The sequence below is a fragment of the Sphaerisporangium aureirubrum genome (genome assembly GCF_042658925.1).
Taxonomy (GTDB): domain Bacteria; phylum Actinomycetota; class Actinomycetes; order Streptosporangiales; family Streptosporangiaceae; genus Sphaerisporangium; species Sphaerisporangium aureirubrum.
In genome coordinates this window covers 27,772-39,344 of sequence record NZ_JBHSRF010000008.1, presented here as the reverse complement: position 1 = coordinate 39,344, position 11,573 = coordinate 27,772, and the positions used below count along the sequence as shown (strand labels likewise).

General features: G+C 70.2%; 6 protein-coding genes. 3 read left to right on the top strand and 3 right to left on the bottom strand.

The annotated features are described in order from the left end of the window. Positions 1-49: 49 nt before the first annotated feature. Both ACFP1K_RS08540 and ACFP1K_RS08535 read left to right on the top strand, forming a co-directional pair. Entirely contained in the window at positions 50-1,651 is a 1,602-nt protein-coding gene (locus ACFP1K_RS08540) for a hypothetical protein (protein WP_380748769.1), read from the top strand. A gap of 131 nt (positions 1,652-1,782) precedes the next feature. After that, positions 1,783-2,424 (top strand): M15 family metallopeptidase, encoded by a 642-nt coding sequence (locus ACFP1K_RS08535; RefSeq protein ID WP_380748766.1) that lies wholly within the window; start codon positions 1,783-1,785, stop codon positions 2,422-2,424. A gap of 17 nt (positions 2,425-2,441) precedes the next feature. Here the strand turns inward: ACFP1K_RS08535 and ACFP1K_RS08530 are convergent, their stop codons facing one another. Next, positions 2,442-3,398, bottom strand: a complete 957-nt coding sequence (locus ACFP1K_RS08530; protein WP_380748763.1) for a glutathione S-transferase family protein — start codon at positions 3,396-3,398, stop codon at positions 2,442-2,444. Positions 3,399-3,572: 174 nt separating this feature from the next. Here ACFP1K_RS08530 and ACFP1K_RS08525 point away from each other — a divergent pair, with 174 nt between their 5' ends. Beyond that, entirely contained in the window at positions 3,573-7,211 is a 3,639-nt protein-coding gene (locus ACFP1K_RS08525) for an LGFP repeat-containing protein (protein WP_380748761.1), read from the top strand. Positions 7,212-7,309: 98 nt separating this feature from the next. On the opposite strand, the gene ACFP1K_RS08520 is transcribed toward ACFP1K_RS08525, so the two are convergent. Then, positions 7,310-8,356 carry a hypothetical protein gene (locus tag ACFP1K_RS08520; protein ID WP_380748759.1) on the bottom strand — a complete coding sequence of 349 codons (1,047 nt, stop codon included), beginning with the start codon at positions 8,354-8,356 and terminating at the stop codon, positions 7,310-7,312. 147 nt (positions 8,357-8,503) lie between these two features. Beyond that, on the bottom strand, positions 8,504-11,416 hold the full coding sequence (locus ACFP1K_RS08515) for an ATP-binding protein (protein WP_380748757.1): 2,913 nt from the start codon (positions 11,414-11,416) through the stop codon (positions 8,504-8,506). Positions 11,417-11,573 lie beyond the last annotated feature (157 nt).

Below are 11,573 nucleotides of genomic sequence, written 5' to 3'. Positions count from 1 at the left end.
ATTCTTTCCGGTGTCAGCGAAAACAAGCGCTCACCGGAAGGAACCCGTCATGAAGAGCTTGCGCCTCGCCCTCGGCGGCATCATCGCGATCACGGTCGGCCTCATCGGAGCCGTGGTGACGACCACCCCTGCCGACGCCTCTGCCGTAGGGGGCCAGATCTCCCGCTCCGAGGTGCTCGACCGGGCCCGTCACTGGTACAACCAGGACCCACCGCGCTACGACGGTTCGGATACCAGCCAGTGGCTCGCCGACGTGGACGGCGGCCATAGATACCGGCGTGACTGCTCCGGGTTCGTGTCGATGTCCTTACATCTGGCGTCGAGCCCGAGTTCATTCCAGCTCAGCACCTCCACGTACGGGGTGCCGATCAGCTGGCAGGACCTGCGACCCGGCGACTACCTGACCGTCGACGACGGTGTGGTCGGCGACTTCGAGGACGGCCACGTGATCCTTTTCGAAGGATGGGCGCCCGCCTACCCGAAGTTCACCTACTACGGATTCGGCGGCACCGACGGGCAGCGCAACGGCTTGCGGCACCGGAGGGGCGACTTCAGCGGCGCGGCGACATCCGCCCTCGGCGGCGCATGGCCGCAGTCGGATGACGGCGGCAACGGCGCCGGCAACACCGACGGCCACCCCACCGCTAAATACAAGGCGTACAAGTACAAGAACATCGTCGAGGACTCGGGGTCGGGGATCGCGACGCTCTACAACCCGAACAACCACAACATCGAGGTCTACTACAACTCCGGCGGCGTACTCACCGAGAGCTACTGGAACCCCACGTCCGGCTGGGTGGGTTCACACACCGTAGGCGGCCCCATCACCGGCACCCCCTCCGCGCTGATCAACCCGAACAACGGCAACGTCGAGATCTACTACAACTCCGGCGGCGTACTCACCGAACATTTCTGGTCGCCGGTGAACGGCTGGCAGGGACCCGTCTCCCTGGGGAACATCACGGGTAGCCCCACAGCCATCCACAACCCGAACAACGGCAACATCGAGATCTATTACAACTCCGGCGGCACGCTCACCGAACATTTCTGGTCGCCGGTGAACGGCTGGCAGGGACCCGTCTCCCTCGGGAGCATCACGGGCAGCCCCACAGCCGTCCACAACACGAACAACCACAACATCGAGGTCTACTACAACTCCGGCGGCGTACTCACCGAGAGCTACTGGAACCCGACGTCCGGCTGGGTCGGCTCACACACCGTAGGCGGCCCCATCACCGGCACCCCCTCCGCGCTGATCAACCCGAACAACGGCAACGTCGAGGTCTATTACAACTCCGGCGGCACGCTCACCGAACATTTCTGGTCGCCGCTGAACGGCTGGCAGGGACCCCTCCCCCTCGGGAACATCACGGGCAGCCCCACAGCCGTCCACAACACGAACAACCACAACATCGAGGTCTACTACAACTCCGGCGGCGTACTCACCGAGAGCTACTGGAACCCGACGTCCGGCTGGGTCGGCTCACACACCGTAGGCGGCCCCATCACCGGCACCCCCTCCGCGCTGATCAACCCGAACAACGGCAACGTCGAGATCTACTACAACTCCGGCGGCACGCTCACCGAACATTTCTGGTCGCCGGTGAACGGCTGGCAGGGACCCGTCTCCCTGGGCGCCGTCACCAGCTGATCTCTCGCGGACAAATGCCCGGCCCTGGCTTATGCAGGGCCGGGCCTTGTCGCAGCGACCATTTCCGGTCCGAAGACCGGGACGAAACGATCAGCGCCGAACGCCGGCCGGTCCAGATGGGAAGTCAATCGATGTCGAATTTCATTTTGCTGTCCGATCACGTCATTCTCCGGCTGCCCGTCGTCGAATCCGGCGAACCGCTGGTGGACCTGCGAGTCATCGACGCGTTGCGCGTCGACCCACGCCTGGCCGACGCGGCGGGGGCGTACGCTCACCTACGGGTCGGAGTCGCCGATCGACTGGTCGCCGCACAGACGTTTCTTCCCCGGGCCCTGCGGTTTCTCGTCATCGAAGGGTTCCGCCCGCTGAAGTTGCAACAGCAGTACTTCGATTCCCACGTCTCCCGGCTGCGCCAGTCGGAGCCAGGGCACGATCCGGGGTGGTACCACGAACGTGCCAGCGCTTATATCGCCCCGCACGAGGTCGCACCGCATGTCGCCGGCGCAGCGGTGGATCTGACGCTGTCCAGCACCGACGGGACAGAGGTGTGGATGGGCACCGAGGTGAACGACACCGACACCGAGGCGTGCCACACGGCCAGTACAGCGATTTCCGCTGAAGCCATGGAGCATCGCAGAACTTTGAGCCGGGCACTGAGTGCCGCGGGAATGATCAACTATCCCACCGAGTGGTGGCATTGGTCCTACGGCGACCGTTATTGGGCTTATGCCACCGGCGCGGCTGCCGCCCGCTACGGCCCGACGACCCTCTGATGGCCGGCGCGCTCCGGTTACCAGGTGAGGATGGGACCCAGGGGGACTATCCGGGAGGGGTTCAGTTGGGGGTGGGTTCGGTAGTAGTGGGTTTTGATGTGGGTGAAGTCGGTGGTTTCGCGGAAGGCGGGGATTTCGTAGAGGTGGCGGGTGTAGGCCCACAGGGACTTGTAGTCGGTCAGGCGGTGGAGGTTGGTCTTGAAGTGGGTGTGGTAGACGGTGTCGAAGCGGACGAGGGTTACCCAGAGGCGGATGTCGGATTCCGTCAGGTGGTCGCCGAGGAGGTACTGGGAGTCGGCCAGGCGGGTTTCCAGGGTGTCCAGGGTGGCGAAGAGGGTGGTCACGGCCTCTTCGTAGGCGCTTTGGGTGGCGGCGAAGCCGGCGCGGTAGACGCCGTTGTTGATGGTTCTGTAGATGAGGTCGTTCAGGGTGTCGATTTCGGGGCGGAGGGGCTCGGGGTAGAGGTCCAGGGAGGTGTCGGACCACTGGTTGAACTCGGTGTTCAGGTCGATGGTGATGTCGGGGAAGTTGTTGCTGACGATTCTCCCGGTCTCGCGGTCCCAGAGGACGGGGACGGAGACGTGGCCGTCGTAGCCGGGCTCGGTCGCCTCGTAGGCCTCGCGGAGGAGGCGGAAGCCGTTCACCGGGTCGGGGGTGTGACCGTCGCCTTCCCTGAAGGCCCAGCCTCGGCCGTCACGGAGGGGGTCGACGGCGGACAGCGTCACCACGTTCTCCAGCTTCTTGAGGGAGCGGACGATTATGGCGCGGTGGGCCCAGGGGCAGGCGTATGAGACGTAGAGGTGGTAGCGGCCGGGTTCGGCTTTGTAGCCGCTGGAGCCGTCGGCGGTGATCCTGTCTCTGAAGCGGTACACGGGGCGGTTGAAGGCGCCAGTGGGGGCGGTGGAGGCCTTGACCACGTAGTCGCCGTAGGTGTCGAAGTCGACGGGGGTCGCGACGGCCGATGGGGTGCTCATCGGGAGTACTCCTTCGCAGGGGCTGGGCCCGCCGGAGGTGGCCGGGGCCTGGTATCCACCTCTACACCATGGCGCGTCCGAAATGAGTAGGGGGCTACTCATGTCCCGGGATGCGGCCCGGCCCATAGTGAGGCCAAGACCTTTCACGGCGGGGATCACCACGGGGTGTGGGCATTGAGCATGCGTTCGCGGCTGATCGCCGTGTTATGTGTCTTCGTCTGTATGGCCTCCGGTACGGCGCTCGGCGCCGCCGGGGCCGAGACGACCAGAGCTGCCGGGATCGCCACCGCCACGGGGGGCGGGGCGGTCCCGGCGAAGACGGCCGCCGCGGCGGCCGCCCCGGCCGGGATGACGGCCGGGGCGGGGGGAGCCCCAGCCGGGACGTTCACTGGGGAGAGTACGGTCCCGGCTGGAACCACCACCGGCACGAGGGCGGCCCCGGCCGGCACCACAGCCGGCCCGAGGGCCGCCCCGGCCGATGCCAAGAGGGCGGCCGACTGTGAGACCACGCCCACCGGGGTGTTCGAGAAGCGGTGGAAGGAACTGGACGCGCGGCGGGGACCGATGCGGTGCCCGAAGGGCGAACCGGTAGGGGTGCCGGGGGGCACCGCGTTGAACTTCGAGAACGGGCAGATGGTGCACTCGCCTGGACAGGGCGGGGAGATGGTCGTGGCGGCGTACTCGCAGGACGACAACATCATCGTCAACTGGGGACCCACCACGCCGTTCCACTACGACAAGTTCCTGGTGCGGTGGGATCGCGGGGACGTCAACCTCGGCCAGGTCACGGTGGACTCCTACATCGACCGGGACCGGGGCTTCTACGCCATCCCGGTGTCCGCCAAGGGCCGGTACCGCATCGTCGTAGAGGGCTGCGACAACAAGGGCGGCAGCACCTGCCGCCAGAGCTGGACCGCCCCGGCGTTCGTGGACCACGAGGTGCCCGTCCCCCGCTTCCGCTGCCACACCGACCCGCCCACCGGCGCGATCGGCCAGCGCTGGGCGTACGTCGGCGGCGGCGAGGGGGCCATCGGCTGCCCGACGGGGGCGGAACGGGACGTCACGGGCGGCAAGGCCATGTCGTTCGCGCACGGGGAGATCGTGCACAGCCCGGCGCAGGGGCCGGACATGGCGGTCGCGGTGTACCAGGACGGCGGCACGCTGCACGCCGACTGGGGCGACACACGGCCGTTCCACTACGACAGGTTCCTGGTGCGCTGGGATCTGAACGGCCGCAACGTCGGGCAGACGGACGTCGACGCGGACACCTACGCCAAGAGCTGGTCGGGTCACTGGAGCACGCCGGTGGGCACGCCCGGCAGGTACACCGTCATCGTGGAGGGCTGCGACGGGCGGACCCTCCAGTCGTCCTCGTGCAAGCAGAAGTGGACGATCCCGGCGTCGGTGCAGGTGACGTTCCCCGACCCGAAGCCGCCGTCGCAGGACTGCCCGATCAGGCCCGTCACCAAGCTGCTGCTGGACCGCTGGGTGATGACCGGCGCGAAGACCGGCCCGCTCGGCTGTCCCACGGGGGAGGAACGCGTGGTCCAGGCCGGCCGGTCCATGCCGTTCCAGCACGGCACCATCGTCACCAGCCCCAAGCAGGGCACCAACATGACGGTGGCCGTCTACCAGCGGGACGTGGACCTGGTGGTGGACTGGGGCGACACCTACCCGTTCTCCTACGACCACTTCCTGATCCGGGTCGACCGCGCCGGCCGCAACCTCGGGCAGGTGGAGGTCGACCCCGACGACGACGAGAAGGAACGGTGGGGGTCGCGGGCGATCCGTCCCCGGCACTACGACGACAAGGACGAGGACGACCCGATCGTGGACAGCGTCGGGACGTACTCGGTGATCGTGGAGGGCTGCGACGGCGGCGGCCTCGGCAGCGACGACTGCAACCAGGGCTGGACCGTCCCGGCCGAGGTGCCGTACATCGCCAAGGGCCACCTGGACTTCTCCAAGATCCCCGTGCCACGCACCGCGCAGGAGGCGTACGCGGTCGCCCCGGAGCGCAGGGCGGGCTTCGAGCGCACGTACACCGAGGAGCGGGTCAGGGTCGCGGCCGCCCACATCGCCTGCCCGGGGCCGATGCCCCTTGAGGTGTTCAACAACGAGGACAACTTCGTCACCACGGCCCTCGCCAAGCTGTACATGCAGTACGACGACCACCTCAGCGACTCGCAGCTCCGGTGCGACGGCATCAGGTTCCGCTGGGGCACCGAGGTCAACAACGCGCTGCGGCTCCAGACGATCAAGAGCAACGCGGGCACCGAGTCGGGCTTCCCGTGCAAGCGGGAGGGCGAGTACGACGTGGCGCTGAAGGGCTACGTGCTGCTCGCCTACGCCTTCGAGTCCGCGCTGGACCCGGACGTGCGCTACCGGCTGCTCCACCTGCTCAACAAGCGCGGCCCGCACAACCCGGGCGACGACACCATCTGCGGCCTGCTGAACGTGGACGAGAGCGAGAACCACCGGCTGCTCATCGAGACCTCCCGGTACCTCACCAACCAGCTGCTCGCCCGCACCGACAAGAGCAGCAGGTACGACAACGCGCGCAACGGCATGAACACCTTCATGCTGAAGTGGCTGCAGAGCTTCCTGAAGAACGACTTCATCGAGTACAACGCCCGCCCCTACCAGCGCTACAGCCTGGCCGGCATCCAGAACCTGTACGACATGGCCGAGGACAAGCGGGTCAAGCTGGCGGCCCAGATGGTGCTGGACTACGCGAGCGCCAAGTACGCGGTGTCCGCCAACGACGGCCGGCGCGACAGCCCGTTCCGCAGGCTGACCACCGACTGGCACCCCGACCTGTTCCACTCGCAGAGCGACGCGCTTCGCGACCGGATGATGGCGTACTTCGGCCCGACCGCGGCGATGGGCGACCTGGACCCGCCGGGGTTCGTGCCGGCGTCGTCGGCGGGTGAGATCCTGCTGGCCGGGATCAGCCAGTACCGCCCGCCGGAGATGATCGCCGACCTCGTCCTGAACCACGAGCACCGCAGCTTCTTCCAGCGGATCACGCACGCGGGCATCGAGGTCTACTCCGCCGAGCCCGACTTCCTGATCACCGCGGGCGGGGCGTACACCGGGCCCGCGTACAAGGTCGCCGGCCGGGGCCGGAGCGTCGACTCGGGCACGGTGGTGCCCACCACGCTGATGCCGACCGGTCACCTGGTGAGCACCGAGCAGATGATCCGCATCTCCACCTTCCTCGGCAACGGCTGCGTCGCCCCTGGGTTCGCCTGCGGCGCCGGAGTCGTGATCCCGGACCACTACCTGCGGGCCGACCGGCCGCAGTGCTGGATCAGGAAGGGCCAGTGGGTGTTCGTGGACGCGGCGACCGCCGGCTGCACGGACTCCGGCCGCGGCTTCTACGTGGCGGCCCGCAGGAGCGCGAACGGCAACGAGATCGGGTTCTTCGAGGCGGTCCCCAAGACCGTGATCGCCGGGGTGCCGCTGGCCGACTTCGCGCGGCGCACCCTGGACCGCAACGAGAAGCGCTCGTTCGGCATCGCCCGCTCCGAGTACACCAAGTGGGACGGCACCGTGGTGGTGTTCGCCAGGGACACCGCCACCCCGCAGGCCAACACCTGGAACTACTCGGTCGTGCGCACCGGGGTGCCGCAGATCGACAAGGTGCCGTGGTCGGCGCGCGGTGCCGGCCCGCTGGCCGCGGGGACCGTCATCAACAGCCGGGGCCACACGGGTTACGTCACCGTGGACAACCCCGCGCTCGGCACCCGCCTGACGCTGGACTTCACCAGGGCGCTCGATCCGGCGCGGACGGAGGGCCGCGGCCCGTAGGCCCTCCGTCCACGCTCCTTCCGAGAGGCGCCGGCATGCGCCTCACGGATCCCCGATGGGCACCGGCCCGACCGCCGGTGCTCATCGGGGCCGTCGGGTCACCGTCTGGGCTTGCCGTAGTCCATCGGCAGCGCCTGGAGGCGCTCCACCGGGATCTCGCCCAGGACCACGTACTTCTCCGAGCCGTCCGGGACCAGGTCGTCGGGGTCGAAGAGCTTGGTGTAGGGGTCCACGCCGCCGTTGCGCGCCATCTCCAGGCGGGGGTCCTCGGCGTAGGTGACGAGGGCGCCGGCCTTGTCGGTCATGATCAGGCCGTATTCCTGCATGGCGCGGGCGATGGTACGCGCGGCGGGGCTGGTGAGGGTGCGGATGTCGAAGGCCGGGTCGAGACGGAAGCGCTGGCCTTCGCACGGGATGTCCGCGCCCTCGACGTAGCCGTCGTCACGGGTGGCGGGCCAGGAGTGGCAGTCGAGCCGGGTGCGCACCGTGGCGATGTTGACCGCGTGGTCGATGTACCCCCGGCGCAGCTCGTCGATCCGGATGGCGAACGCCCCCATCGGCAGGCCGGTGGCGGTGGCGCCCAGCGGGTTGTCGAAGATGCCCGGGTTGCGGGAGTAACGCTCGATCTTGCCGCCCCAGCAGGCCGACCAGTTGCCGGCCGCGTCCTTCTCCGCCCGCCAGAAGTCCCAGTAGGTGTCGGTCGACGGCTGGTAGATGGTGACGGCCGAGTCGGTCCCCATGGACGTGATCATGTCCGGCGGGGTGGGCACGGCGGCCAGGCTGTCGGCGATCACGGGGGCGAGTTCTGGAAGATTCAGGCAGTCGGAGAACGTCCAGCGCTTGCGCGGCGTGTGGCGGCCGACGTAGTAGACGGGCGTCGAGTAGGTGTCGGTGTTGATCGCCCAGCTGCCGTAGTTGTTCTCCTTGTCGAGTTTGATGTTGTTGACGATGGCCTGCGAGTTGGGAGCCAGCGGGACGTGGCGGGGCAGCTTGGTGTTCCACGGGCCGGTCCGCGAGAAACCGTTGGTCGGCGTCCCTTGACCGTTCCCGTGACCGTGGCCGCTCGCCAGCGACGGGGCCGCCGCGACGACGCCACTCGTCATCGTCAGCACGCCGGCCGCCAGCACGGAAATCACGTACCTCACGCTTGTACGCATGACAGATCGTGCCTTCCAGTGGTGATTGGGGGGCGCGCGCCAGCGTAGATCGGGTGGTCCCCTGCATGCTTCGGGGTCGGCCCCGGGACATTTCGGCATCCCACCCTGGGAGTCCGCGCCCGTCACCCTGGGCGGTCACTCGTCCTCGGCCACCACCCGCCGCAGATCGGCCCGCGTGGTGATGTCGAGCCTGCGGAACACGTTGGTCAGGTGGAACTCGATCGTCTTGCGGCTCAGCACCATGCGTTCGGCGATCTCCCGGTTGGACAGCCCCTCGCAGACCAGCGCCACCACGGCGCGCTCGGCGGGGGTGAGGGTGCCGAGCGCGGCGGGCGGGCCGTCCAGGCTCAGCCCGGCCCGCTCGGCGGCGTGCCGGGTGCGGGCCGCGTACGCGGCGGCGCCCATCGCGGTGAACCGGTGATGGGCCGCGCGCAGCGCCCGCTCGGCCGCCGCCCGCCGCCCGGCGGAGTCCAGGTAGCCGCCCATCAGCAGGTCGATCCGTGCCATCTCCAGCCGCAGCCCGGCGGCGCGGGCCAGCGGCATCGCGCGGCGGCAGTGGCGCAGGGCCTCCTCCATGTCGCCGGACGCGGCGGCGATCTGTGCGCGCACCCGTGCCACGCACACCTGCACCGACAGCCGCGCGGGCGGCATCGGCCGGCGCAGGAACTCGTCCAGCGCCTCGCACGCCTCGGCGGGGTGGCCGAGCAGGGACAGGGCGTCGGCGCGCAGCGGGCCGAGCAGGTGGGTGCCCGGCTCGGGGGACGGGTACTCCTCCGGCATGTCCTCGGCGACCGCCAGCAGCCGGGGCGCGTCGTCGTGCGCCTGGGCCAGGGCGGCCTCGGCCGCGGCGGCGTAGGCGAGGCCGGCGGGGGTGCCGACGTGGCGGGCCCAGCGGGCGGCCTGCGCGGCGTGCGCCTCGGCCCGGTCCCATACCGCCTGGGCGGCCAGCGGGTACGCGGCGAGGGCGTGCACCAGGGCGTAGTCCCAGATCCGGTCGTTCTCCTCGGCGTCCCCCACGGCGGACTCGGCGTGCAGTACGGCGTCGGCGAGCGCGCCCATGCGGTACTCGGCCTCGGCGAGGAAGGCGAGTGCCTGCCCGATGCGCAGCGACTCGCCGCGCGCCGCGCGGTCCACGGCGGCGGCGAGGTCGTCACGGGCGCCCGGCAGGTCGTCGGCCCATAATCGGATCATGCCGCGCGCCACCAGGCCTTCCAGCCCGGACGGCGCGCCGGGGGCGTCCGCGCGGGCCAGCACGGACAGGGCGCGCGGCGCGTTGCCGGACAGCGCGAGCCCGACGCACTCGGCGAACCACCCGAACGCGGCCACCCAGGGTTCCCGGGCGGCCGAGACCGCGACCGAGCCGTACTCGATCATCTCCGAGGGCGTGGCGGTCAGCACCGCCATGATCGCCAGCTGGGTCGCCACCCGGGCCTCCAGGTCGCGGGGCCGGCCGGGCTCGGGCGGGGTGTCGTCCCTGATCGCCGCCAGGGAACGGAGCAGCAGCCGCCGGGCGTCGCCCATGCGGCCGTTCAGCAGGTGCTGGTAGCCGGACACGTAGTCCGGCCAGGCGCCCGGCACGACCTCGGCCACCTCGGCCTGGTACTCCCGCGCGGTGGCGGCGTCCCCGGCGACCAGCAGCGCCTCCACGGTGGTGAGCAGCCGCGGCACGCGGGCGGGCCCCGCGGGGGTGAGGTCCAGGGCCTGGCGCAGGTAGACGGCGGCCAGGGCGGGACGGCCCCGGGTCCGCTGGGCGCGCGCCTCGTCCTCGACGTCCGCGGCGAGCTCCCCGTCCGGGCCGTCGGCCGCGGCGATGCGGTGCCAGATCTCGGCGGGGCCGCCGCCGAGCGACGCGGCGCGGCGGTGCAGGGAGCGCCGTACCGCCATGTCCAGGTCGTGGTACGCCACCCCGCGCACCAGGGTGCCGGTGAACACCAGCTCGTGGCCGGCGGAACCGGGCACCTCCTCCAGCAGCCCCGCGCGGATCGCCTCGGCGGCGGCCCCGGTGAGGTCCGCCTCGCAGGTCATCTCGCGGATCCTGGCCAGGCCGAACCGCCGCCCGAGCACCGCCCCGGCGGCCACCAGGTCCCGGGTGGCCGGGGCGCAGGACACCAGCCGGGCACGCACCGCGGCGGACACCCCGCGCGGCGCGGGCAGCGGGCCGTGCCCGAACGCGATGGAGTGCATCGGCAGCTCGTCGAGCAGGTGCCGGACGTGCAGGGGGTTGCCGCCGGTGTGCTCGTGCAGGCGGGCGGCCCCCGACGGGGACAGGCGGGGGTGGCCGCAGACGGCGGCCAGCCGCACCAGGTCGGAGGCGGGCAGGCCTTCCAGCCGCAGGCGGGTGCCGCGCCCGGAGTCGAGCAGCCGCTGCCAGCCGTCGCCGAGCTCGGGGAACGGGCGGCCGGAGAACTGGTGGGACAACTCCCCCGGCGTCTGGTGGATCACGACGACCAGCACCATGGCGTCCGCGAGCCGCCGCACGGCGAGGCGCAGCGCGGTCATGGACGACGGGTCGCCCCAGTGCGCGTCGTCCACCACGAGAATGAACGGTTCACGTTCGCGCAGCAGTCTGGCCAGCGACCGGCCGACCTGACCGACGTCGGCCTCCCCGGTCTCGGGCACCGCCCGGGTGATGGGCGGCGCCTGGTGCCCGAGCAGGATCTGCGGCGCCCCGCCCATCTGCCCGAACACCTCCGCCCCGGCCTGGGGGACCGGCAAATGCTCCAGGTGTTCGAGCCGGACCATCCCCAGGGGCGCCGGTTGCCTCGGCTGCCGCGCGGCGCGGCCCGCGCTCTGGGAGATCTGGGTGAGCAGGGTCCAGGGGTAGGCGGCCTCGTCCTCGTCGGCGTCCGCCCAGATGACGGCGGCAGGGCGGGCGCGCAGGAGGAACCGCCGGACCAGGGTGGTCTTGCCGATGCCGGGATCGCCTTCGACGCCGACGACCCGGGGCAGCCCGGCCGACGCCTCCTCCCAGGCCTCGTCCAGTACGGCTAGTTCGCGTTCCCTGCCGACGAAGCCGTCGGCCGCACTCGTGCCCGCGCTGCCACTCACGCGTGCCCCTTTTCTCTCTCGCCCGCCCGGTGCGCTCCTGGTCGCTTACCCGTACGGCCGTCCGGTCCCGTGGTGGCGACGAATACGGACGGTCTCAAAGGAGTATGTCGCCTTTTCCATGACTTTTGGGGTTAACCAGATGGTCACGAAACTGAGC

Excerpts from the sequence above, each read along its gene's own strand:
- ACFP1K_RS08540 (WP_380748769.1), top strand. The coding sequence starts at position 50 with ATGAAGAGCTTGCGCCTCGCCCTCGGCGGCATCATCGCGATCACGGTC.
- ACFP1K_RS08535 (WP_380748766.1), top strand. The coding sequence starts at position 1,783 with ATGTCGAATTTCATTTTGCTGTCCGATCACGTCATTCTCCGGCTGCCC.
- ACFP1K_RS08530 (WP_380748763.1), bottom strand. The coding sequence starts at position 3,398 with ATGAGCACCCCATCGGCCGTCGCGACCCCCGTCGACTTCGACACCTAC.